The organism is Rhizobium sp. SG570 (genome assembly GCF_012275345.1).
GTDB lineage: Bacteria > Pseudomonadota > Alphaproteobacteria > Rhizobiales > Rhizobiaceae > Rhizobium > Rhizobium lusitanum.
Genome location: NZ_JAAZQI010000010.1, coordinates 98,326 through 122,927 on the forward strand (window position 1 = coordinate 98,326; position 24,602 = coordinate 122,927).

The window sequence follows — 24,602 nt, forward strand, 5'->3', positions numbered from 1 at the left end:
ATCGGTTTCATCCTTTTGGGGTTGATGGTGCCCGGAATACGAATTTCCCGCGTAAACCATCATGCGAATGATGGAGATCCAACGTGCCGACAGGCGCCTCGCGGAGCGACGGCGGTACGTTCGTGAGGCCTTTGGCCGGCGTCACGCCGCCGTCGGCCAACCACAGTGCACCGGTGACGTAGCTTGCCTCTTCGGATACCAGAAAGGCGAAGATGTTCGCCATTTCTTCCGGCGTACCGCGGCGGCCGAGCGGTATTCCCATGCCGATCCCCTCCTGCGCAGTCAGCGGGATCGGGCTATCGGCACCGCGCGTCCAGGCAGTATCGATCGCGCCCGGGCAGACGCAATTGGCACGCACGCCGTAAGCCGCCTGTTCGAGCGCCACCCCCTTCGCAAAGGCATGCAGAAACCCCTTGCTGCCGCCATAGGGCGTGAAGTTCGGCGAACCGTTGAACCCCGCCTCGGAGCCGGTGAAGACGATGTTGCCGCGCGTCTTCTGCAGATGCGGCAGCGCGAACTTGGTCATCAGGAAGGCGGTACGGATGTTGTTTTTGTAGGTTCGGTCGAAATCCTCGATCCGATAGGCGTCGGTCTCGGCATTGGCAATGAAGACCCCGGCATTGTTGATGAGGATATCGAGCCGGCCATAGGTCTCAACGGCGAGAGCGACGCAAGCCGCCGCCTCGTCGGTTCCGGAAAGGTCGCCGAGATAGCTGACGGCCGAGCCGCCGTGTCCGACGATCGCCGCGGCGACGTCTTCCACCGGATCGCCCGGCAGGCCGGCGATGAAGAGTTTTGCGCCCTCGTGCGCGAACTTATGGCAAATGGCTTCGCCGATGCCCGTTCCGCCGCCGGTGACGATGGCAATCTTGTCCTTTAGGCGCATGGGCATGCCCTTTCCTGCTATTGCGACGATCGAACGCCCATCGTACCGATGGAGCGCAGGTTTGGTATCAATCCAGCCAGCGCACGTGTGCGGAACTGCGTGGCACCGTAGGCACAGGCGCGGCCGGATGGCCGACGATGATCGGCGCAACCGGCACGAAACCCTCCGGCACCCCGATAGCCCTCCGGCCCTCCTCCGTCTCCAGCCAGCGCTGGGCAAAGCCGATCCAGCAGGAGCCGAGACCCTGGGCATAGGCCGCCAGCATCAGGTTTTCTGCCGCGAGTGCTGCATCTTCTACAGCCCAGTCGCGACTTCCGGCGGAAATGACGATCAGCGCCGGGGCCTGATAGAAGATATGAAACCCGGGATCTTCGAGGTGTTGGCGCAGATGGGACGGAATGGCGTCCCTTTTCTTCAGCGCATGAGCCTTGGCCGCGACCGAAATCCGGTCGAGCAGCGGTTTGTTGCGGACGACTGTAAAATCCCACGGCTGCTCGTTGATGGCGCTTGGCGCCTGGATAGCAGCTTCAACTAGTCGTTCGAGCACCGGCCTGTCGACCGGTTCCGCCGTGAAGGCTCGTGTGGCGCGCCGGCCAAAGATCGCTTCCATCAGTTCCATCGGGGTCGCTCCTACTGTTTGCCCATGGATCGCAGAGCTTGATGACGACAGCATTGATTTGAGTCATCTTGGAACGAGCGCCCCAGACAACAGGCCGAGCCTTGTCGCGTGGATCCAGGCGGCCACCATGGGCGAACTTGTCCCCCCTAGCTTTCCATAGATTTACCGCTGAGGTGAAGGGATCTTGTCGATCGTGGAGCGACAGTATTGGGTACAAACGGGTCCGGAAACGCTTCAGAGCTTCGTTTGGGATCTGCCGCCGCCTGCGACATTTCGCGCGAGTTCCCGAATTAGGGTTCATTTTCGAATGTATGGATGGTATGCGAAATGTATGGATATACAGCCATACAATATCGGTTAGGTTTATGTGGAAAGCGCGAATTGTCGGCGGTGGCCGAATGAAATATATCGGCTTGGCGGATGCTCTGGAACAGGACATCCAGGCTGGTATCATTGCTGCGGGTGACCGGTTGCCACCGCAGCGATCCATTGCCGAAGCGCTTGGCGTCGACCTGACAACGGTGACCCGGGCCTTCAATGAAGCGCACCGCCGGGGGCTTATTGAAGCGCAAATCGGCAGGGGTACCTTCGTGAGGGACTATTCGAGCGAGCTTACCTCGAAGGCTCGCCCCGCGGCACTCGATCTCAGCATGAACATTCCATGCCAGCCGGAGGGCGTCGATTTTCGGCAGTTGATGCCCAAAGGGGTTGCTGCGGTGCTCGCGAACGGCAAGGGGCTGCTGAACTTGCACTATCAGGATAGTGCTGGTGCAGAGCCGGATAGGCAAGCGGCGACCCGATGGCTCAAGCAACGTATCGAGAACGCCGATTTCGATCGTATCGTTGTTGCGGCTGGCGCCCAGAGTGCACTTTTTTCCATTTGCGAGCTTTTGCTGTCTCGAGGTGACGTCATCGCCGCCGGCGAATTTACCTATCCCGGTTTGAAGGCTGTCGCAGCTCAAATGCGCTTGGTAATCGATCCGATCGCAATGGATGGCGAGGGACTGCTACCTGAGGATTTCGAGCGCAGTTGCCGGACCAGGCCGCCAAAGCTTCTGTATGTGATTCCCAATATCGACAACCCGACGGCCGCGACGATGCCCGAACCGCGACGTGCGGCTATTGTGGAAATTGCGCGCCGCTACGGCGTGATGATCGTGGAGGATGATCCTTACGGCCCGCTGCTTGAGGGGCCGAGCCGCACCTTTGCGGATCTCATGCCGGAGGCGACCTGGCATATTTCGACACTTTCCAAGTGTGCGACACCGGCGTTGCGGGTTGCCTACGTCCTCGTGCCCAAGGCAGCACACGCCCTGCAACTCGCATCTGTTACCAGAGCCATGATATTGATGGCGCCTCCGCTCATGTCAGCACTCGCAAGCAGTTGGATAATGGATGGAACACTGGCGGACGTGACCGCGGCCATCAGACGCGAAACGCTGACAAGGCAGATACTCGCATCGTCGCTGCTCAGCGCCTTCGATCGCTCCGCTAACATGTTTGGCCACCACCTCTGGCTTCGGTTGCCCAGCGGCCAGCGCGCTGACGACCTGGTTGAGGCTGCGGTACGCGCGGGTCTGCTCATCGTTCCAAGCTCTGCCTTTGCGGTCGGGAAGTGTACGACGGAAGCGGTGCGAATTTCCCTCGGCGTCGCGTCCGACCGCAGTGAGCTCGAGGACGGATTGAACCAACTTGCCGGTCTTGTCACCCAGCCGGCACTGCTTGCTCGGGTGATCGTCTAAACAACCTATCCGGAAACATGGGGCAAGCTGACTTATGCCGCGTGATGGGAGGGTTATGATCGACGTTAGATTCAACGATGGTTTGAACAAAATAACAAAGCTGCTGAAGCAGCAGTTTTGCGGTCGTGCTCCTCACGATAGATAGTGTCAAATAATAGCCTGGAAATATTCAAAATGATGGATTGGTTCCCTATAGTCTTCATTGCGTTCAAGGTTCTCGTGTTAGGCACGGGCATGTTCTTCGCCATCAAGTGGCATCACGATCAAGGGACCTCGTCCAACCCGACTGACATTATCAAAGTCACGTTGGAGTGCGCTTGCTATATCCTGGTGGTGGTGATCGTGTTGGCGCTGATCTACGGCTTACTAGACTATCTCGATTTCCTTCCTGCCGGTTTAAACTTTAATTGAAACGGAAGCAGAAGCTCGGAACCAACGTCATCAATCTCGACCTTTGCCTCTTTCGCAGGGTGAGGTCGACGGCATCTATGACGCGGCAAACATGCCATTGAAGATGTCGCCCGGCTCTGCGTAGTAGCGATCGGCCGCCAGGTTTTAACCTACTCAAGTTCGCACCAAGCGGCTTGCATGTATGCAACGCCTTGATGGGATGCGAACCAACGACCCGGTATTGGTTTATCCTAAGATAGTGAACTCGCTCGGATTTTATCGACACAAGGTCTGGACAGCTGCGAGACTCGGATTAAGAGCTGCCAATGCGATACGCCGGCCCTTCAACAACCTTTCAGGCGCACGTCGGCTCTTTCGTATTTAAATCACTGCAGTCGCTGACATACAGTCCGAAAGACAAGCTTTGAACGCCCGCGGCCCGAATTCGTTCTCCATCTCGCAGCGCTTCCTTCGCCGGCTAATTGCGGCACATGTGCTGTTCAACCTGCTCCTTCCGCACGGAATGAACGCCACGCCGAACGATAGCGCTTAGCTTCTGCTGAAAACGAACGCTCGATGACACCGTCTACGCGCTCAGCGCGTTGCTGAGATCTTTCAATCCAATCATCAGCATCATCGGGTCGGACAGAGATGGCAGAAATCCAACAGCCTCATAGAAGGCACGTGCGTCATCGGAAATCGCATGCACCAGCACGCCACGGATACCGAGTATTTCGGCGGCATTGAGCAGGCGCAGACCGGCATCACGCACCAACGCCCGACCGATACCGCGGCCCTGATAGGTCCGGTCGATAGCCAGTCGACCAGGTACAGCGACTGGGATCGGATCTGGCATGTTTCGCTTAAAGCGGCCTGGTGCTTCTAGTATCCTCACCGCGCCGAAGGCGAGAGCGTAATAGGCAACTACACGATTTCCCTCGCAGACCACGAAAGTACGAGACGCACCGCCCGCCTGATTGGCTCGCGCTCGTCGACGCAGCCAATCATCCAGTTCTGGAACGCCGGAATCAAACTCGACAAGCTCATGATGCTCGGCCAAAGGAGCAGGGGAAGTGAGGGTCACACCTCATCCCATGGAGCTTTGGTCGACATTGTGCGTTTCAGACGCTCATTCGACTGCGCGGGCGCATCGAGCCGGGCAAGGTATTCGGCATACACCTCGGGGCTTACCGTGATGACGGTACGGTCAAGCAGCACTTCCTCGGCGCGGCGTTCCGAGGCCTCCAGCATGAAATCTGTGCGTGTCTTGCCAAGCAGTTCAGTTGCACGGTCGATAAGATTGCGCGTCGCGGGTTTGATATGGATATTCAGTGGAACGCTTGCGTCCACTTTTTTTGCTCGTATGTGACGTCGGCATGGGTAACTCAAATGCGATATTGCTATATAACGTAACGATGGTGTCGTTACGGAGCTGTATGCTGACACGTTACACTGGTAACTGCTCTCGAAAGGATGCGAACCGCTGGCCCCGTTATTACAAAATCCATCTCTTTCAAATTCTCCAGAAGCGGATACCGGCTCGGCCTTGGCGAAATGACCGATCTGGGGCCGGGAGCCGAGGATGAAAAAGGGGCCATAAAGCCTAGGGTAGCCTCAATGACTGCTTCCGACCCCATTGCAGGTGTTTAACGCAGACAGGCACGATCCTGAAAGCGGTCGTCACCTACTGCCCAGATCTAATCATCTCACGAATTTTAGTCGCCTTCTCGAAATGATCGAGAGCATGGGTTTTGATCCACCACTCGGCGGCTTCCATAAGGAGGTCGGGGTCGTCGTTCTTGTTTGCAAAGAATGCATAGAATGACAGGCCAACGCCTTCACCCTTTTTTGCGATTTTGTCGTCGCAGACTGAAATGGCTTTCGCCCTTAGGGTTAGTCTCATGGTGTGCCTCATACTTCGCAACTCACCTTCGAGCTACCATGCCTTTCTCGCTACGGAAATACTGAGACCCGTGGACAGATCGAATTGCGAGAGCAATGCCTGCTCTCGACCCCATTGCGGTCGTTCGTGGCATTTGCGACACCCCTTAAAATCAGTCACCTCGATACAATGGAAAGGTCTGTGGTCTGCGCGCTTTTCGCTAGATAGATCGCCTTCTTTCTGTGCACGCAAAGGGACACCTTAAATGCTGAAAAACTTGATCTACACGCTCGGGTGATCGGAAGAACGCCTGAACGCCTCCAGTAGCTCGTCAAGTCCGCTTTCAAAATCATCCAGCATTGCTCCCCTTGGGGGCCGCCCTATGCTTCCATCCTGGGTAGCCACAGCCAAGGCGGCACCATGAGTGTAGTCAACAAGGATATGCGTCCAACGCAACGAGCGCTGTGAGGAGTGATTGCCTTCGCTCAAGAAGATCATCAACTCACGGGTTATCCTCATGGCGTGATCGGGGAAAACGGCTGGCCGGGCAAAGATCGCCAAGGTCAGAGCGGGATAGAGCACCACCTTGGCGTAGTAGGCTGTGAGGAGACTGCGGGCGCGTGCGTGTGCATCGCCCGTTTCAGGTGCCGCGACGTCCGCATATACCCACTCCGCTAGCGACTTGATCAGCCCATCCCGATCCTTGAAGTGGTGATAGATCGTCATGGGATTGATGCCCACACGTGTTGCCAAAGCGCGCATGCTCAAGCCGTCGAGGCCGTCGGCATTGAGGATGCTCAAAGCCTCGGAAAGAATGCTCTCCGGCAAAACGGCCTTTCCGCCGGCTGGTGGCCGACCTCGCCCCCTCGCTGTCATAGCAAGACTTCATAATGAGATTGGACCAATCCGGAAGGGAAAGACCTTGTGCCCTTGTGCGCAAGCGCCACATCCCGCTGACCGCCGCCAAAAAGAGGGCGGCCAGCACCGAGCAAGATTGGCACCCTCGTGATCACCATGTCGCTGATCATGTCGAGCGCGAGGAAAGATTGAATGATGCGTCCCCCATCCACATAGGCATGTCGTGCTCCCTCGTATTGAAGCGTCGCCATCGCTTGTTCAGGTGACTCTGCCGAAAAGCGCACTTTTCCTTCGAGCTCGGAGGGCACTGCCTGTCGTGCAAGCTGCGCCGACAAAACCAGGACCGGACGGGTATAGAACCAGTCTCCCATGCCTCGGACCGCCTCATAAGTGCCTCGCCCCATTACGATAACGTCGATATCGCTTATGAAATCGTTATACCCATGATCCTCGCCAGTTTGGTCGTGCTTTAGCAACCAATCGATGTCGCCACTTTCGCGGGCGATAAATCCATCAAGGCTTGTTGCGATAAATACGTGTCCGGTGACCATCGTCGCCTCCATAATTATACATCGTATAAATAATGGACCTCTGACCAATGTCAACGCGCTCGACGGTCCACTCTTGCCCGTACCGCCCGGAAAGCTGACCGACGGCTAACCACCCCCGACAACGACATCGCTATGACCTAAATAGAATGGCTCTCCTGGGATAACTCGAAACGCGGGCTGGTCCAGATGAGGCGCTGGACCGATTGCTGCTGCCCTACAGTGAAGACCTACCGATCGACGCCCCGCCATCGACATGCAGCGTCTGCCCAGTGATGAACGCGGCGTCGTCCGACAGCAGAAATTCAATCGCCGCGGCGAGCTCGTCAGGTTGGCCGAACCGCCCCATGGGAACACCGGATAGGTATCGCGCCTCACCTTCGCTGCCGATCGGATTGTTCGCCCGAAACAGTTCCGTTTCGGTCGGCCCGGGCGAGACGGCGTTGACCGTGATGCCGGTCTGGGCGAGTTCAAGCGCCCAGCTTCGCGTAAAGCTGACGAGTGCGGCCTTGGCAGCGGCATAGCTTGTCCGCTGTACGCTGCCGAGAACGGTGAGACTGGAAATATTGACGATGCGGCCCCAGCCGCGTGTGCGCATGCCGGGCAATGCGGACTGTATGGACATAAGAGCAGGATGCAGATTGACGCGCATCACCTCTTCAAGGGTTTCAATGGCGATGTCGCCAAGCGGAGCGGCCCTGACCAGCCCGACATTGTTGACCACGCCATCGACGTTGCTTTCCTTGACGATCCTGGCCAGTTCGCCGTTGGCACTGCGCTCGGAAAGATCGAGAGTATGCAGCGGGCCAGGAAAGGCGTCTGTCGGGTTGCGGGCAATGCCGATGACGGTGTGGCCACGGGTGGCAAGACGATGGGCCAGGGCGAGACCGATGCCCTTGCTGGCGCCGGTGATCAGAAAGGTTCTCTTCATCGGGAAAATCCTCTGACCCTGCCTCAAGGAAGCAGGGTGTCATGGGTCGAATGGATCAGGCGGCGGCGCGGCTGGCTGCGAGGCGGAGCGCCGGCAGCATGTCTTCCGGTTCCGGACGGTGGGTGTAGTCCGGGTTCACCTCCGCGTAGAGGATGACGCCATCTTGGCCGACGACGTAGCGGGCCGGCATCGGCAAGGTCCAGCTCGGATCACCGTTGAAGGCCGGAAGGTCGTTTTTCAGCGACTTGTAGAGCTCGACCAGGTAATCCTGCATTTCGAAGCGCAGGCCGAAGGCGGCGGCCACGTCGTTGTGTGGGTCCGACAGAATCGGGAAGGTCAGGTTGTTCTGGCGCATCGACTTGCGGCTGTTGACATGGTTCTGCGGCGAGATGGCGACGAGTTTCGCGCCGAGCGCCTCGAACTGTGGCAGCGTTTCCTGGAGCGCCTGGAGCTCCATGTTGCAATAAGGACACCAGACGCCGCGGTAGAAAGTGACCACGAGCGGGCCGCGCGCCAGAAGATCGGTCGAGGAAACGGTGTTGCCCTCGGGATCGGCGAGGCTGAAGGCCGGCAGCGTGTCGCCCGCCTTAAGGGCCTGCTCGGCCGCGCCGGAGGCGATTAGTTCGGCGGTGGCGCGGTGCATCGTCTCGATCACCGAATAGGGAACGTTGTAAGGCGGCTTGCCGGCTTCGAAGTCAGCCTTGAAGGCATCAAGCTTGGACTGCAGCGTCATCGTCATTCTCCAATGAGTTCTGAACTTTGAGCGTGCCGAGCTTCAGGGGTCGCCCTGAAGCTCGGCGATGGATGAGGGAGTGATCAGCTATTGGCGGCCAAGGAGCGGGCGACCTCGGCAGCACTGATGCCTTCAAGCGCCAGACCATAGCCCGCGCCTTCGTCGATGATCCGGCGCAGCTTCTGCGTCAGGGCGATGCGGGTGTAGCGGCTGGTCAGCGGCGGCAGGGCGGCAAGACCCTCGGCGATCTCATGGGCACGGGCCAGAAGGCGATCGGCAGGAACGATCTCGTTGACTGCACCCCAGTCCTTCGCAGTCTGTGCATCAAGCACCTGGCGGGTGAGGATGAAATGGCGGCCGCGGATACTGCCGATCACTTCCGGCCAGAGCAGGTTGACGCCGTCCCCCGGCACGATGCCGAAGTCGAAATGCGGCTTGTCCTGGAAGACCGTTTCCGGTGTGGCGAGGATGATGTCCGTGAGCAGCGCATATTCCGAATGCAGGAGGACGGGACCGTTCAGCGCGGTGATCATCGGCACCTCGATGTCAAGGATGTTCATGAGGACCTTTTTGCCTTCGCGCAGGATCTTGTCGTAGCCGCGCGGCGAGAAGAAATCGAAGCCATCGGGATTGATCGCATCCATGAAGGCATCGCCCGAGCCGGTCAGGATGACGACGCGGTTGTCGGCGTCGGAACCGACCTGGTGGAAGAGATCGACGAACTGCTCATGGGTGTGGCCGTTGAAGACGAGCTTGCCGCCGTCGGTATGGAAGGCGATTTCGAGGACGCCGCTTGGCGAACGGGTCAGGCGGGCATTCGGGAAGCTGTTCTTGTAGGTGTCGAAACGGGACATGGGGATACTCCTTTGTGTTGGGGTCTTGCGGTCGGGGTTGAAGAAGAAGCGGGACAGGGAGCGCATGGGTCAGGCCACAGAAGTCGGGGCTTCGGCCAGCGCCTCGACGCGGGCTATGGCGCGCTGGACGGCGGGGCGGGCGGCCACGGTCTCGTACCAACGGGAAAGGTTCGGGCGCTCGTCGAGCGTCAGGCCGGGGAATTGCCGGCGCCACAGCCAGCCGAAATGGGCAATGTCGGCGATGGTGAAGGCGTCATCGGCCATGAAAGATTGACCCGCCAGCTTGCGGTCGAGGATGCCGAGGATGCGTTCGGCTTCCTTTGCGAAACGCGCTTCGGCGATCGGCTGCGGTGCCGGCGATGAGCGCATGAAGAAACCGGTATTGCCGAAAGCGGGGCTCAGGGCCGAGGCGTGAAAGAAGAGCTGTTCGAAGACACGGGCGCGGGCCTCGCCGTCGCTTGGCAGCAATTTGCCGGTCTTTTCCGCAAGGTGAACAAGGATCGCGGCGCTCTCCGTCAGCACGAAGCCATCGTCCACCAGAACAGGCACCTTGCCGTTCGGATTGAGCGAGAGAAATGCGTCTTCCTTCTGCTCACCCTTGCGGACATTGACCGCCTTCAGCTCATAGGGAAGGCCGAGTTCCTCAAGCACGATCGGCACCTTGACGCTGTTGGGGGTGGCAAAGGCGTAGACTTCAATCACGTTCGTCTCCATCGGATTGTGTTCGCTGGAGAGAGTTATGACCATTCCTGGATACTTGCGGCAGGCTTCTTGAGGCGATAATGCTTATTCCAATGGAGAATGAGTGATGGACAGATTGCAGGCGATGACCGCTTTCGTGCGTGTCGTGGAAACGGGATCGTTCTCACAGGCCGCCCGCCAGATCGGCGTCGGCCAGCCCGCCATCTCGAAGACGATTGCGCAATTGGAGGAGCGACTTCAGGTTCGCCTGCTCATCCGGTCGACGCACGGCCTCTCGCCAACCGACGCCGGAGTTCGCTTCTATGAACGAGCGAAGGCGGCGATCCATGCAGCGGACGAGGCGGAGCTGGAAGCCAAGGGGGCCGGTGCCGGGCTGTCGGGCCGACTTCGCATCTGCGCCGCCACCACGTTTGCGAGGCTCATGGTCATTCCGCGCCTGCCGGAGTTCTTGGCGATGCATCCCGATCTCGACGTGGATATCGTTCTCGACGATCGGGTGATCGATCTCGTGTCCGAAGGCATCGACATCGCGCTGCGCATGGGTGATCTCGCAGACTCGTCGGCCGTAGCCCGCCGTCTGGCGACTGGTCGGCGGTCGGTGGTGGCGACACCTGCCTATCTTGAAAGACATGGCGTACCCCTGGTGCCTGCCGATATCTCCGCGCATCAGGCGGTGGTCTATACTCAGCTCGGCCGTAGCTGGACCTTCCGCAGGGCTGGAACCGAAGCGTCCGTCGCGGTCTCCGGGCGGGTTCAAGTCACCGCAGCCGAAGGTATTCGCGCCGCGGTTAAGGCCGACATGGGGCTCGCCGTCACTTCGGACTGGATGTTCTGGCCCGAACTGCTAAGCGGCGAGGTCGCGCGCGTGCTTGAAGATTGGGAGCTTCCGAACATTCACCTCTGGGCGGTCTTCCCAACGGGACGCCTCGCCAGCGCCAAGGCGCGGGCGTTCGCTGACTTCGTGGAGCAGGTGGTCGGGTAAGTTGAATCCCCATCGGGGCGGATTTGCCGTGCGAACCTTCGCCAACGAGATCCTCCAGCCCTTATCTGGGCGGCTAGGCGACAAATCGCATCTCGACGAAGCCGTCGTTTCGATCCGTGGGAAGAGGCACTGGCCGTGGCACGCCGTTGATCAGGACGGTTTCGTTCTCGATGTTCTGGTGCAAAGCCGCCGCAACGCCAGGGCGGCCAAACGTCTGATGCGCAAGCTGTCGAAGGGGCAAGGCCGTTCGCCACGGGTGATGATCACCGACAAGCTTCGCTCTTATGACGCTGCAAAGACCGAGATCATGCCAGGTGTCGAACACCGATCTCACAAAGGCCTCGACAATCGGCAGAGAATTCTCACCAGCCGGTCCGGCGAGGAGAGCGGACCATGCCGCGCTTCAAGTCACGAGGCAACCTGCAACGCTTCGACTCTACCCACGATCCGATAGCCAACCTGTTCCATATCCCATGCCATGACATCACCTCCAGCCGTCATCGCGAGCTGCGCGCCGGCACAATGGACCTATGGGTTAAAATCACCCCGGCATGATGGACCACAGAAACCCGTCATCCGCTCTTGTCTTGTGACCCTTAAGTTTACGATACCGCTCAAGCGGCAGGGAAATATTAGCTATATGTCTCTGAGACTAAATGTAGTCGCGCTCAACTCGATAATTCTTCTCGATCATCTCAATTAAGAGCGGCGCACTTGGTAATGACGGCCCTCTTGGGTACTTCTTCTCTCCTTTGGTCAACGGGCGGTGCACCTTCCATTGCGTTCCGCCAGCCCAGAAAAACCACATCGTTTCATCACCCTTAAGATTGTTCGTCGACCGAAAGGTTGGAAACGCAGCTAGGTGCTCAGAAACGGCGACGTTCGCAACAAGCTGGAATAACCCTTGCCGAACTGCATCCTGTATCAGAAAGGTCGTAATGAACTGCGGCTCCTTGGCGACAATTTCTGTGAAATCCTTCGGAGGTTTAGGAAAGAATTCCCGAAAAATGGCTACGACGAATTTCCATTTTGGATGTGTGTGAGTCACTTGGCCGTAACAAATTCCTTCGGATGTCAAAATTTGAAATATATCGCCGATCTTTACAGTTTTCCGATTCAACATAGCTATTTCGCCCATTGGTAGTCGACACTATCGAGCAACTCTTTGCCACGAATAAGCGATTGTTCATAGGTTGTTGGGTTTTTCGTCGCGGATATCGAATTGATCTTATTCAGCAACGTTCCACCGTCTTTGCCTAGTCCGTAGTAATTGATCAGGGTTTGCTCAACGGCTCTCGCATCCGAACGCGACAGATTATCGAGGCCATCGATTTGCTCAATGCGGATTCCTTTCGTCCGTAGATGCTCGGCGCCTCTACGGGCTACATCATCGGTAATTCCAACGTACCGCGTGGTTCCGTCAACAACACAGCTATAAACGCAGGTTTTGCCGCCTATCGTTACTGTATTTATGGCATCAGTGCCGATAGACGCTCGCTGTGCGGCGGCAATATCGCGATAGATTTCACCATTTGGACCAACGATGACGACGTTGCCCGCATTGTCGATGACACGAACATATTTTTCAGGCAGGCCAGCGACGCTATCCGGCAAGATGCCCGCAATGTCTCCAATAATGGTCTTGGCATTGCCCCAGCCACCCCAGGCGATGGCGCCGAGCATGATCGGATCGCGAATGATGCTGGCTATTTGAGCTTTCGAACCTGTCAGCAGGGCTTTGGCTGCATCGCTCTTCAGCGTGGACTCTATATCACCGAAGTCCTGACCGTTTTGCGCATCATTGCTGTCTGCGTATTTCCAGGCGTCCAGGAACACCATATGTCGATCGAGAAGCGACATCTCATCGGGCTCGCCATTCCCTGCGAGGGCGGCGTCGAGATACTCGGCCGCAGCTATCCGCAGATCGGTGCGAGCCTTGACGCAGTCGGCCGAGGAATTTCCGACGCAATCGGACAGCTTCTTGTCACGATTAACCGATAGAGTTTGGAGCTCTTCTTTGTGCTTACAAGCTGGAGAGCCAGGATCACCGGACTCCTCACAAGCGGCCAGTGTGCGAGCGAACTCCTCACGCTCTTTATGCGTCAGATAATTGTACTGATACTGTGCAGCCCCATAGGAGGCACCTTCGCCGCCGCCGACAGCGCCTGCCGCCAGGGCAGACAGGCTCTCGCCGAGCAGGGCGGCAAGCGTCTGCTTGTCCTGAGCGGACAAGGTGCTGTCCTTCAGCATGCCCTTGACGAGATCGGCTATAGCCGGTGTCAGCAAGGCTGAGGTTGCAGCACCGGCAGCCCCCTTGAGCGCACCCTCCCAGCCATTGACGCCGCCGAGAATGCCGGCGCCGATCGTGTGCAGCAGCACGCGGCCGGCTCCACCCTCCTTCCAATAATCCATTCCAGCCTGGTCGCGGCCCTCCGCAGCCTGCCGGTAGAATTCACTGGCAATATCGCCCACCAGCCCTGCCATGGTGGCCTGCGCCGCCTGCAGATCGGCCTGGGTCTTGTACTGCTGGCGCAGGATATTCTGCAGATCCGGCAGGCCGGGCAGCGAGGTGTTGGTGTTCTCGGTATCGCGGCGGATCGTGCCGATGTCCTGCGTCTGATGCGCGGGATCGGTAATCGTGATGCCGATATTGCCGCCGATGGCCGAATAGGCCTTGCCGGTCTCCTTCTCGCCGGCCTTGACGGGTGGAGCGATGGTGAGCCCGCCGGTGCCGATTCCGCCGCCATAGGTTTCGGCCTTCCAGGTCGAATGCGTGTCGATATCCGCAACCGTCAGGGTGCCGGTGGAGAAGGAGTTCTTGTCCGCCGTCGCTTGGCTGGTAATCAGCCCGCCGACAAGCGAGGTCTGGCCGCCGACATCGATGTTGAGGCCGCCGGTGCCTGCATGAATGCCTGACTGTTCGGAGACGAGCACCGCGTCGCCCTTGGCCTTCTGCACGGTGCCGGAGGCGCCGGTATTGCCAAACCCGATCTGCCCGGAGACATTGAACTGATCGGCCTCGGCCTTCTGCGTATCCAGCTGGCTTTCGATCGTCAGGTTCTTGACGTCGATCGCAACCGAATTGCCGACAACCGTCGCCCCCTTCAGCGCGAGATCGTTGGTGACGATGGTGACATCGCCAGTGCCATTCACATGCGTGTTCGTATGGCTGGTGCCGGAGGTTTCCGAACCGCCCTTGCCATAGGAAGCGTTGACCCCGATGCCGGTCTCCGCGCAGCCATTTTTTGTAGTGCAGCCGAAGTTGACGCCGACGCCGGCGCTCCAAGATTTGTTCGAGCTGGTCGAATCCGACGTGCCCGTGGCGGCATTGAGGTTGATGTCGCCATTCGCTGCCGACAGGAAGATATCGCCGGTCAGCGGGTCGCCCGAGATCGTCGGGATGCCGTTCTTGTCGTAGCCGGCGAGGATCTGCGCGCCATCGCTGGTGATGGAGCCCTTCTCGGCCTCCATGGTAATGGAGCGACCCGCGCGAATATTCGTCACGACCGGGGTCGAGGACGACGAGGACCAGCTGTTTTCCTGATGGCTGACGCCGGCGTTGATGCCGATGCTGAAGGAAAGACCGGTTCCAACCTTCGGATCCGCGCTGGTAAGCCCCTCATATGCGCCCTTCAGCCCCTTGAAGCCCTCGTAGAAACCGAGGCCGGCAATGGCGGTATTGGTCACCGCATTGACTCCGCCGCTGTCCGAAAGGCGCTCGGCCGAGTTCATGATGCTCTCAGCCGCCTTGCCGATCTGGCTTGTCACCGAGATGGTCACACCGGCAAAGGTCTTCTCATGCACCTCCTCGTAATTGGTGACGTCGTTGGCCGAGAGCAGATTGATATCGTTCTTGGCAAAGAGATTGACGTCGCGCTCGCCAGAAGCGCTGGTCGCCTGCAGGTTAACATTGTTGCCTGCCGAGATGTTGAGATCGCGGCCCGCCACCAATGTCGATACCGCATTGGTATCGGACTGCTGCGCCTTGCTGTCCTTGGTCGACTGCGCGCCAATCCCGATCGAGAAGCCGCCATTGCCGGCGGAAAGTGCAAGACCGAAGCCGGACTTCTTCTGCTGTTCGGACTGTGACGAGCTTTCAGCGCCCGGGGTGACATTGACGTCTCGCGCCGCCGAGAGATTGATGTCGCGATCGGCATTGACCGACGATCCCATGATGTTGAGATCAGTTGCCCTCGCAGTCAGGTTAACGTCCTTCCCGGCCGTAAGCTGTGAGCCGACGTTATCCGTGGAAGATTGCTGGCCCTGCTTTTCGTTCTTGCCGTAGAGCGAGATAAAGCCGCCGCCCGAGCCAACGAAGAGGCCGGAATCCTTGCGCTTACTGTCGGACTGGTGGTTTTCCTGCGCGCCGATGATGCTGACGCTCTCGCCGGAGACATTCAGCGAGCCATCGGCATTGACCTTCGAGCCGACAATGGCTGCCGCCTTGCCGGCATCCAGATTGACATCGCCCGAGGCTGAAAGCTGCGACCCGATGGTCGTCTCGTTATAGCCGTCATAGCTCGAGCTGCCGCTGCGCAGGAAACCCTTGCGCTTGGCGCTATCATGCTCGGTCTCGGTGTCCTTACCAGCGGTGACGATCAGATTGCCGCCGGTCTGGACATTCAGGTCTGCGACATGCGTATCGTCGCCCGCCGTCACCTTCGAGGCGGAGACCGTAGTGTCGCCGCCGGAAATGATCGTCACGCCGTCCTTGCCGGAGAGGGACGAGCCAGCCGCCGTCGTGGTTTCCAGATGGCCGGAGGCATTCTCCTTCGTCGAACCAAAGAACCCGCTCTTCTTGCTGGAGCTCTTGACGTCGAGGGTAGCGCTATCGGTCGCTTCAGCGATCGTGACGTTCTTACCGGCCTGCAAGCCAAGCTTTCCGTCGGCATCCATCGTCGAACCGATGACGTTGATATCGTTCTTGGATTTCGCGACGAGATCGCCACCGGCCGTAATGGTCGAGCCATTATGCGTCAGCTCGGATGAGGCGTTTTTACCGAAGCTCGACTTCGACTGGTCCTGCGATGTGGTGACGTTAATATCACCGTTCGAAGTGAGGCCGACATCACCCTTGGCTGTCAGATCCGAGCCTGAGATCAGAACACCGGTATTGGCATTGACCTGAAGGTTGCCGTCGGCCGAGAGCTGCGACGCCTGCTGATCGGTACCTGATGTCTTGGTGTAGCCGTCATCGGTGCGTCGGGCGACATCGGTGGAGACGATGTTGACCGCGCCATCCGTGGCCTTGACCTTGAGATCGCCGCCCGACTTTGCGGAGGAGCCGATGATGTTGACGTCGTTGTTGGCGGCAATGGTAAGATTGCCGCCGGCGGTGACGCGCGTGCCAGTCGCATTCTGCTGGCCGCCATTGTCGACCTTGACAGCAGCAAGAGTGACATTGTTGCCGGAAAGCTGGGCTGAGCCGCCGGCGGCGATCTTGGCGCCCTGTGAACTCAACGTGCCGCCCGCGGCGATCTGCAGGTTGCCGCCAGCCGACACGCCGGCATTGGTGTTGACGACATTCTGACCGCCGATGGTCATCGTCTGTGCGGCAAGTGTAATGCCATTGGTGGCATTGAGATTCATGTTGCCACCGGCCAGGAAGGTGCCGCCATTGGCTTTGATCTCGGTCGCATTGATGGTCATGCCATCCGCTGCGGCAATCGCACCGGAATTGTTGACGGAGCCGGCATCGATGCTGACGCTGTTGCCGGCGATGACGGCGCCGCCTGCGTTGACCTTCGCCTTATCGGCGGCCGAGAGATAGACGACCGGCACCAGCACCTGCGCGCCGTCGACGATCTCGATTTGGTAGATCACCATCGACTGGGTCAGCGATGCGGCCTGCTCGGGCGTCAGTGCCTGCCCGAGAGCAAGCCCGTTCGCCTCAGCATAGGCAACGCCATTGTCGAGCAGCGTCTTCATCTGGTCGGTGGCGTTGTTGCCGGGGATGAAGGATCCCGCGCCAAGACCATCGCCCACCAGTTGCCGCATCTGCTCGTCGACCATCTGGTTGTCGAAATAGGCGTCGCCGAGGAAGGGAACCTTGGTCTCCGGCGTATAGCCGACACGGTCGATGAAATAACTCGAGCCGTAGAACTTCGATACGTCGAGGAAAGCCGCCCGTGTCTCGAACAGGAAGACCTGGCCCGGCACCGTGCCACCGACACCGCCCGATTGCGGCTTGGCAAGCGAGGCGAGCTCCGCGCCGTTGACCTGCAGCACCTGGGCAAGATTGCCGCTGTTGCCGAGAGCTGCGGTGAGCTTGCCCATCAAGCTGTTCGGGTTGATCACGGCGCCGCCGGTAGTCAGGGTATTCGAGCTGATCGAAGGGCCGCTGGCGAGCGTCACGCCGTTGCCGCTCACCGAAGCGCCGACGGCTGCCGATAAATTATTGCCGCTGATCGACGTGCCGCCACTTGCCGTCAGGCCGTTGCCGTTGATCGTTGGTCCGTTGCCGATAGTTGTGGTGCCATCTGCGATCGCCAGGCCGTTTGCGACGCTGGCACCGCCATTGGCCGCGACCCCCGCCAGCGCGGCATTGACGTCGAACAGGGCGCCGCCCGCCGTCATGCCATTGAGTGCCGAAAGCGGATTCCCAGGATTGCTGAGGGCGGCAAAGCCCGCCCCTCCCGACACCGACCCCGATGCGGAGCTGTTGTTGATTGCACCGAACGCGAGACTGAGTGCACCGGCCGCCTTGATATTGCCCGACGCGCCGCCAATCACCTGCGAACTTGAGACGATCGAGGTGCCATTGGCAATATTGCGCGATGGATCGGCGGAGCCATTGGCATTGTAGGCGGTGCACGCGCTTTCGGCGCTGCAGGTCAGCGTGGTCGTGCGATAAAGCGCAACGCCCTCGTTGGTAAGCGTCGATCCCTTCAGTGTTGCATTACCGCCGGCCTCGATCGAGCTGTAGGAATTCGTGAGGTTCGTGGCATCGATTGTGAGATTGCCGCCGGCCCGGATCACGGCCTCCGCGCTCAGCGGTGCCGTGAACCGATCCTCATATACAGATTGGCTAATATTGGCGCCGCCGTCCCAGCTGTAGGTAGTGCTGGCATCGGAGCCGCCGTTGATTACTTCGTCGACAATGAAATAGCGCGAGGGATTGTTGGGATCGAGAATAGGATTGCCGTTGGCATCCTTGGGTACGCGAGCCTTGATCCAGTCAAAGATCGGCCGCACCTCTGTCGGGCCATTGCCGCTGACCCAGGTCCAGGCGTGATAGGAGGTGCCGTCGGCAAGGGTTGCGACCGAATACAACAGCGGCTGGTAGTCGGAAAACTGCCCCGGATCGACGCCCGCATAGAGCTGGAATATATTCTGATCGGTCGATTCCAGATAGGCGAAGGGCTGGCCGGCGATCGCTGGATTCAGCACGAAGGTGCCGACAACCGCGCCGGAGGAAACCAACTGGCCTGTCACCCAGCTTGGCGTGGCCGACCGCCGGTTGGTGAGATTCGCGGTGAGGATCGACATGTCACCACCGGATTGAATGAGACCGGACACATTGGTGACCGCAGCATTGCGCTGACCGGCGGTGGCTCCCTGGATGGTCAACCCACCATTGGCGACAATAGCGCCCTGGTCGTTGGTGAGTATGCCGCCGACGAAGAGGTTGGCGTTGTTGCCGGCAAAGACGAGGCCGGAAGGGCTGTTGTAGAAATCGCCTGATACGTTGAAGGTAAGGCTGTTGCCGGCGGCGAGCTGACCGGTATTGGCAAGCGACGCCAGGCTGAGCGTCAGGTCATGCGCGGCAAGTAATGCGGTGTTGGCGTTTGTCGTCAATCCAGCGGCGGAGATAGCGATATCGCCGGAACCACCCGCATTGGTAACAGTGCTGACTTGCGCGTTGGAGAGATCGGCACTGCCGGAGAGGTTGAGCGCCAGGCCGCCGAAGACGAGATTGCTGCCCGACAGGTTGGCCGAGGACGCGTTGACGATCAGCGTGCCGCCGCCGGCGATGCGGCTGCCTCTGGTGCCCGACAGATCCAGCGCACCGGTGTTAAGCGTCAGATTGCCGCCGACGCGGGTAGTGCTCGTGTAAGCAATGGCGCCAGGCGCCGTGAGCGTGGCGTTGCCAAGGCTCTGCAGGCTGGAATAGCCGATGTTTTGCGTTGCATTTGCGGCAAGATTGCCGCCTGACAGCAACGAGTTGGCGTTGATGCTGCCGTTCGAGGCGGCAAGCGTCATCGTGCCCGAGCGCTGCAGCATCAGGCTTCCGCCAGCCGCGGCATTGGTGGCGGCAAAGTCGACGCCGGAAACCAGCGTATCGATCGTCATCGATCGGGCGGCCAGATTGGCATTGCGGTTGGCAAGCGACTGGCCGGTAAGCGTGATCGCATTGCCGGCGGTGATCGTCAGGTCGCCATGGGCGACCGCATTGGAGCTGACATTGTTGGCAGCGTTGGCCGTGATGCTGCCGGCCGCCATCAGGCTGTTGACGGCCACGTTGCCGGACGTGGCTATGAGACTGAGATCGCCTGACTGACCGAGGACGATATTACCGGTGGCGGACTGGCTGGTCGCGGCAAAATCGACGCCGGCGACGATGACGTTGCCGCTAATACCCGATCCGGTGATCGAGACATTGCTTGCGCCGAGAAGCTGGCCGTTGATCGCAACCGCGCCGGGATTTGCGGACGAGCCGACCGAAACGGCGCCGTGGCCTGTAATATTGCCTGCTGTGAACACACTTGCCACCACATCGAGATTGCCGGCGACGATCAGAGTGCCGGCAGTGGCACTTCCTGCATTGATGTCGAGATCGCCGCTTGCTCGAAGGGCGATGGCGCCGTTTGATGATTGCGCGGTGGCAGCAAAGTCGACACCGGTAATGGCTTGACCCACCTGGACGGTCTGGCCGGAGATCGAGACGTCGTTGGCGCCGAGGAGCTGGCCCGTGACGTTGACGCTGCTGCTGCCGGCTAGGGTGATATCGCCATGTGCTGTAACGGCGTTGGCTGCGATGGTCGCGGCTTGCGCATCGATGCTGCCGGCAGACAATAGGGTCCGCGTGGCAATTTCTGCAGTGGCGGCAAGGTTCATGCCGCCGGACGATCCGAGCATGATGCTGCCACCGGCGGCATTGGTCGCGGCAAAGTCGATGCCGGAGATCAGGACAGGCGCACTGATGCTGCCGCCGTTTATCGTGAGATTGCCTGCGGCAAGGATCTGATTGTTCACATCGACATTGCCGATAATGCCGACTTTGCCATGCCCAGTGAGGCTGTCAGCCTTCAGACTAGCCGCGCGGATCGCAACATCGCCGGCCGAAAGCATCGTCTGAGAGACGATATTGCCGGAGGCGGTCAGGTTGAGGGCGGCGGTCCGGCCGAGCACGATATTGCCGCCCGCGGCATTGGTGGCGGCAAAGTCGATGCCCGAGATCAGAACAGGTGCGCTGATGCTGGCGCCATTGAGAGTAAGGTCGCCTGCAGCCAGGATCTGGCTCGTCACATCGACGTCGCCGGTAATGCCGACGTTACCGTGACTGGTGATGCTATCGGCCGTGAGATTGGCCGCCTTCGCCGTGACATCGCCCGCCGACAGTATCGTGCCGGCAGTGGTGTTGCCGGAGATGGTGAGATACGTGTCGCCGGAGCTGGCAAGCTTGATATTGCCGCCATTCGCCTCGGTCGCCGCAAAATCAACGCCGGAAACGAGAAGGCCGGCATTGAGGCTGTTTGCGTTGATCGCGAGATCGCCGGCCGAAAGCACCTGGCCGCTGATATCAACTCGACCGCTTGCGCCAGGGCCGCTGGCCTTGAGATCAGTTGCGCCATGGGCGGTCAAGCTGGCCGCCTTGAGATTGGCGCCCTCGGCGGTGAGACCACCGGCCGACAGCAGTGTGCCGACGGTGATATCGCCCGTGGAGATCAGCGAGACGTCACCGCTTACCGTCTGGACGATGTTGCCATTGGCAGCTGCTGTTCTGGCAAAGTCGACACCGGAGACGATGGTGCCGGCGGTGATGCTTTGGCCCGAAATGGCAATATCGTTACCGCCAAGAATCTGGCCGCTCACATCTACGCCGCCGGCATCCGTGCTGGAAAGCGTGATCTTCTTATGGCCGGTGACTGCATCTGCGGCGATCGATGTCCCGCTGGCATTGAGATTGCCGGCCGCCTGCAAGCTTGAAGCCGCCGCACCGCCACTGACTGATACCGTCAAATCGCCAGCCTGACCGAGAACAATATTGCCTCCGGCGGCATTGGTGGCGGCAAAGTCGATGCCGGAGACGACCGTCTGGGCGGACAGGCTCTGACCGGTGATCAGGACATTCCCCGCACCGAGAATTTGACCGGCAACGGTGGTCGCGCCATCGAGCGTGACAGCGCCGTGCGCCGTGACGCTGTCAGCGCTAATAGTCGAACCGGCGGCACTGAGATCGCCAGCCGAGAGCAGCGTGCCAGCATCGACCTTGCCGGAAGAGGTCAACGAAACATTGCCGCTTGTCGTCTGTACGATGTTGCCGTTGGCTGCGGCTGTTCTTGCAAAATCGACGCCGGAGACGACGGCGCCGGCCTTGATGCTCGAGCCGGAGATGCTGACGTCATTTGCACCGAGAATTTGACCGTCAACTGCGGTGGTGCCGGAAAGTGCAATATTCTTGTGGCCGGAAATGGTGTTGGCAGAGATATTCCCGGCCTTTACATCGATGGCACCAGCTGCCTGCAGGGTCGACGCCGCAACAGCGCCATTGACTGACACAGTCAAGTCGCCGGCCTGGCCGAGAACGATATTGCCACTGGCCGCGTTGGTGGCGTCGAAGTCGATGCCACCAACGACCGTCTGGGCGGACAGGCTCTGGCCCGTGATAAGAACATTCCGGGCCCCAAGGATTTGGCCGCTGACGTTGGTTGCACCATCAAGGCTGACGTCGCCATGGGCCGTGACGCCATCAGCGCTGATGGTCGAACCGGCGGCACTGAGATCGTCGGCCGACAAAAGCGTACCGACGGTAATATTACCCGAAGACGTCAACGAAACATCGCCGCTTGTCGTCTGGACGATGTTGCCGTTGGCGGCGGCCGTGCCGAGGAAATCGACGCCGGAGACGATCGTCCCAGCCTTGATGCTTGGTCCGGAGATGTTGACATCCCCTCCACCAAGGATCTGGCGATCAATTGTCGTGGCACCGGCAAGGGTGACATCCTTATGGCCGGTAATGGCATCGGCAGTGATGGTCGCGCCACTGATATCAATGGCGCCGGCCGCCTGTATGGTCGGCGCCGTAACCGCACCGTTCACTGACACAGTCAGATCCCCGGATTGGCCGAGAACAATATTGCCGTCGGCCCCATTGGTGGCGTCGAAGTCGATGCCGGAGACGATCGTCTGGGCGGACAGGCTTTGACCAGTGATCAGCACATTGCCAGCGCCGAGAATCTGGCCGCTGACATCCACGCGACCGCTTGCGGTCGTCGTGCCGGTCGCACCGTCAAGGGTGACATCGCCATGGGACGTGACAGTGTTGGCGGCCACGGTCGCACCGCTGGCAGAGAGATCGCCAGCCGACAGCAGCGTGCGGGCGTCGATGGATCCGCTTGAAGCAAGTGTCAGATCGCCACTTAACGCCTGAACGATGGTTCCGTTCGCCGCTGCCATTCTGTCGAAATCGACACCGGAGACGATGGTACCGGCCTTGATGCTGGAGCCGGAAACACTGATATCGCCGCCACCAAGGACTTGACTATCGATGTCCACGCCACTGGTTGCGCCGGAAAGGGCAATGTTCTTGTGACCGGTGACCGCGTTGGCGGAGATCGATGCCGCATGGGCGTCGATGATACCGGCTGCCTGTATGGTCGGCACAGCAAGGGCGCCATTGACCGCGATGGTCAAGTCACCGGACTGACCAAGAACGATATTGTCCCCTGCCGCATTGGTGGCATCAAAGTCGAGGCCGGCGACGACCGTCTGGGCCGACAGGCTCTGGCCGCTGATCAACACATTGCCAGCGCCAAGGATCTGGCCACTGACATCCACGCGACCGCTCGCGGTCGTCGTGCCGGAGGCGCCTTTAAGCGTCAGATCACCATGCGACGAGACATTGCCGGCGGTGATGGTCGCGCCGCTGGCATCTAGATTGCCTGCCGACAGCAGCGTGCCGGCGCTGAGCAGGCCAGAGGCGGCGAGCGTCAGATTGCCGGTTCCTGTTGCCGCCGGGCCAAGGGCAATGCGGCCGCCCGCCGCATCGGTGGCGGCGATGTCGACACCCGAGACGATGGCGTCGGCCGCGATAGTCGGGCCGGAGACGCTGACGTTGCCGGCGCCGAGGATCTGGCCGGTAACGGCAGTGGCGCCGGAAAGCGTGATGTTCTTATGGCCGGTGATGCTATCGGCGGTGATGGTCTGGCCGGTGGAATTGATCGCGCCGGCCGCCAAGATGGTGCCTGCCTGAATCGCGCCAGCGCTGTCGTTGATCCTCAGATCGCCGCTACTCGCCACCACGATATTGCCGCCAGCCGCCTTGGTCGCTGCAAAGTCAACGCCGGACGCAAGAAGACCGGCACTGACGCCATTGGCGTTGCCGTTGATGGTGATGTTGCCGGCTCCGAGCAATTGGTTGGCGACACGGACGCCACCATCTACGCCGACATTCCCGTGACCTGTCAGAGTGTTTGCCTGTAGCAGTGCTGCCCGAACATTCAGATCACCGGCCGACAGGAGCGTGCCGACGACGATATTGCCGGTCGTGGCGGTCAAATCGAGCGTGCCGACCGGACCGACAGCGAGGGTACCGCCAGCCGCATTGGTGGCGGCGAAGTCAACGCCGGAGGCGATGGCGCTTGCCTGAATGGCAGCCCCAGAGATCAGGATATTGCCGGCGCCGAGGATCTGGCCGCTCGCGTTGGTCGATGCGTTGACAGTGATCGCCCCATGCGACGTGATGTTGCTTGATGTCAGCGAGGCTGCGGTCGCCGTGAAATCACCGGTAGTCTGGATGTTACCGGCCACCATATTGCCGGTCGCACTCGTGTTGAGTCTTTCAGCCGACAGCAGATTACCGGTAGTAATATTGCCGCCCGTCGCCGTCAGGCTGAGATTCCCGGCCGAGCCGAGCACGACATTGCCGCTCGGGTCGGCGCTGGTGGCAGCAATATTGATGCCCGCGACGACCATGCCGGTGGACACCGACCGGCCGCTGGCGCTGATGTTGCCTTGCGCCAGTACGTTACCGGCAACAGCAATGTCGAGGCCGGCGTTCAAGGCGATCGTCTGGTTGCTCAGCAGCGAAGCAGCCGAGATCGAACCGGCCGTGGCGGTCAGAGTGAGGTCGCCGGTGCTGTTGGCCGCGCCCGCTATCGCGATATCACCGGCGGTGGCGACAAGCGTCGCTGCACCGTTACCAGCCGTCACGCTGCCAGCCGCAATGCCGCCGCCCGAACTTATCTGCACGGTGGTGCCGCTGTTGATGTCGCCTGACACACTCAAAAGACCAGCACCACTTGTCAGGACAA

Annotated in this window: 15 protein-coding genes and 2 pseudogenes; 4 read left to right on the forward strand and 13 right to left on the reverse strand. The window is 59.9% G+C overall.

All coding sequences use genetic code 11. The features are described from left to right. Positions 1-7 precede the first annotated feature (7 nt). Both FHT28_RS20350 and FHT28_RS20355 read right to left on the reverse strand, forming a co-directional pair. Positions 8-892, reverse strand: coding sequence for an SDR family oxidoreductase (locus FHT28_RS20350; RefSeq protein WP_168597182.1), 885 nt, complete (start codon positions 890-892; stop codon positions 8-10). A 61-nt stretch (positions 893-953) separates the two neighbouring features. After that, positions 954-1,505 carry a nitroreductase family protein gene (locus FHT28_RS20355; protein WP_168597183.1) on the reverse strand — a complete coding sequence of 184 codons (552 nt, stop codon included), beginning with the start codon at positions 1,503-1,505 and terminating at the stop codon, positions 954-956. A gap of 398 nt (positions 1,506-1,903) precedes the next feature. On the opposite strand from FHT28_RS20355, the gene FHT28_RS20360 reads away from it, so the two are divergent. Next, positions 1,904-3,247 (forward strand): PLP-dependent aminotransferase family protein, encoded by a 1,344-nt coding sequence (locus FHT28_RS20360; protein WP_210255811.1) that lies wholly within the window; start codon positions 1,904-1,906, stop codon positions 3,245-3,247. 174 nt (positions 3,248-3,421) lie between these two features. Beyond that, positions 3,422-3,658 (forward strand): hypothetical protein, encoded by a 237-nt coding sequence (locus tag FHT28_RS20365; protein ID WP_037198109.1) that lies wholly within the window; start codon positions 3,422-3,424, stop codon positions 3,656-3,658. 565 nt (positions 3,659-4,223) lie between these two features. Here the strand turns inward: FHT28_RS20365 and FHT28_RS20370 are convergent. The 9 genes from FHT28_RS20370 to FHT28_RS20410 form a co-directional block, all read right to left on the reverse strand. Continuing rightward, a complete protein-coding gene (locus FHT28_RS20370) occupies positions 4,224-4,721 on the reverse strand; it encodes a GNAT family N-acetyltransferase (RefSeq protein WP_037198106.1) in 498 nt (165 codons plus the stop codon). Then, positions 4,718-4,987, reverse strand: coding sequence for a DUF1778 domain-containing protein (locus FHT28_RS20375; protein WP_348645002.1), 270 nt, complete (start codon positions 4,985-4,987; stop codon positions 4,718-4,720). The genes FHT28_RS20370 and FHT28_RS20375 overlap by 4 nt, the downstream gene beginning before the upstream one ends. 334 nt (positions 4,988-5,321) lie before the next feature. Next, entirely contained in the window at positions 5,322-5,540 is a 219-nt protein-coding gene (locus tag FHT28_RS20380; RefSeq protein ID WP_037198180.1) for a DUF6500 family protein, read from the reverse strand. Between the two features lie 261 nt (positions 5,541-5,801). Continuing rightward, positions 5,802-6,347 (reverse strand): TetR/AcrR family transcriptional regulator, encoded by a 546-nt coding sequence (locus FHT28_RS20385; protein ID WP_245297505.1) that lies wholly within the window; start codon positions 6,345-6,347, stop codon positions 5,802-5,804. Positions 6,348-6,391: 44 nt separating this feature from the next. Then, positions 6,392-6,928: a dihydrofolate reductase family protein gene (locus FHT28_RS20390; protein ID WP_037198100.1), complete on the reverse strand. Its 537-nt coding sequence runs from the start codon at positions 6,926-6,928 to the stop codon at positions 6,392-6,394. 214 nt (positions 6,929-7,142) lie between these two features. After that, entirely contained in the window at positions 7,143-7,856 is a 714-nt protein-coding gene (locus FHT28_RS20395; protein ID WP_037198098.1) for an SDR family oxidoreductase, read from the reverse strand. A 55-nt stretch (positions 7,857-7,911) separates the two neighbouring features. Continuing rightward, positions 7,912-8,589, reverse strand: a complete 678-nt coding sequence (locus tag FHT28_RS20400) for a peroxiredoxin-like family protein (protein WP_168597185.1) — start codon at positions 8,587-8,589, stop codon at positions 7,912-7,914. A gap of 83 nt (positions 8,590-8,672) precedes the next feature. Beyond that, positions 8,673-9,443 (reverse strand): enoyl-CoA hydratase/isomerase family protein, encoded by a 771-nt coding sequence (locus tag FHT28_RS20405; RefSeq protein ID WP_168597186.1) that lies wholly within the window; start codon positions 9,441-9,443, stop codon positions 8,673-8,675. Between the two features lie 69 nt (positions 9,444-9,512). Further along, positions 9,513-10,145 (reverse strand): glutathione S-transferase family protein, encoded by a 633-nt coding sequence (locus tag FHT28_RS20410; protein ID WP_168597187.1) that lies wholly within the window; start codon positions 10,143-10,145, stop codon positions 9,513-9,515. Between the two features lie 106 nt (positions 10,146-10,251). Here FHT28_RS20410 and FHT28_RS20415 point away from each other — a divergent pair, with 106 nt between their 5' ends. Both FHT28_RS20415 and FHT28_RS20420 read left to right on the forward strand, forming a co-directional pair. Further along, a complete protein-coding gene (locus FHT28_RS20415; protein WP_037198089.1) occupies positions 10,252-11,127 on the forward strand; it encodes a LysR family transcriptional regulator in 876 nt (291 codons plus the stop codon). 70 nt (positions 11,128-11,197) lie between these two features. Continuing rightward, a pseudogene (locus tag FHT28_RS20420) lies at positions 11,198-11,682 on the forward strand (DDE-type integrase/transposase/recombinase); the annotation flags it as partial. A gap of 97 nt (positions 11,683-11,779) precedes the next feature. Here FHT28_RS20420 and FHT28_RS20425 read toward each other — a convergent pair. Both FHT28_RS20425 and FHT28_RS20430 read right to left on the reverse strand, forming a co-directional pair. Then, positions 11,780-12,265, reverse strand: a complete 486-nt coding sequence (locus FHT28_RS20425) for an Imm26 family immunity protein (RefSeq protein WP_052212772.1) — start codon at positions 12,263-12,265, stop codon at positions 11,780-11,782. 758 nt (positions 12,266-13,023) lie between these two features. Further along, a pseudogene (locus FHT28_RS20430) lies at positions 13,024-20,418 on the reverse strand (hemagglutinin repeat-containing protein); the annotation flags it as partial. Positions 20,419-24,602: the final 4,184 nt, after the last annotated feature.

Bases quoted from the DNA above. Each gene is read 5' to 3' on its own strand.
- FHT28_RS20350 (WP_168597182.1), bottom strand. From the start codon at position 892: ATGCCCATGCGCCTAAAGGACAAGATTGCCATCGTCACCGGCGGCGGA.
- FHT28_RS20355 (WP_168597183.1), bottom strand. From the start codon at position 1,505: ATGGAACTGATGGAAGCGATCTTTGGCCGGCGCGCCACACGAGCCTTC.
- FHT28_RS20360 (WP_210255811.1), top strand. From the start codon at position 1,904: ATGAAATATATCGGCTTGGCGGATGCTCTGGAACAGGACATCCAGGCT.
- FHT28_RS20365 (WP_037198109.1), top strand. From the start codon at position 3,422: ATGATGGATTGGTTCCCTATAGTCTTCATTGCGTTCAAGGTTCTCGTG.
- FHT28_RS20380 (WP_037198180.1), bottom strand. From the start codon at position 5,540: ATGAGACTAACCCTAAGGGCGAAAGCCATTTCAGTCTGCGACGACAAA.
- FHT28_RS20390 (WP_037198100.1), bottom strand. From the start codon at position 6,928: ATGGTCACCGGACACGTATTTATCGCAACAAGCCTTGATGGATTTATC.
- FHT28_RS20395 (WP_037198098.1), bottom strand. From the start codon at position 7,856: ATGAAGAGAACCTTTCTGATCACCGGCGCCAGCAAGGGCATCGGTCTC.
- FHT28_RS20400 (WP_168597185.1), bottom strand. From the start codon at position 8,589: ATGACGCTGCAGTCCAAGCTTGATGCCTTCAAGGCTGACTTCGAAGCC.
- FHT28_RS20405 (WP_168597186.1), bottom strand. From the start codon at position 9,443: ATGTCCCGTTTCGACACCTACAAGAACAGCTTCCCGAATGCCCGCCTG.
- FHT28_RS20415 (WP_037198089.1), top strand. From the start codon at position 10,252: ATGGACAGATTGCAGGCGATGACCGCTTTCGTGCGTGTCGTGGAAACG.
- FHT28_RS20425 (WP_052212772.1), bottom strand. From the start codon at position 12,265: ATGGGCGAAATAGCTATGTTGAATCGGAAAACTGTAAAGATCGGCGAT.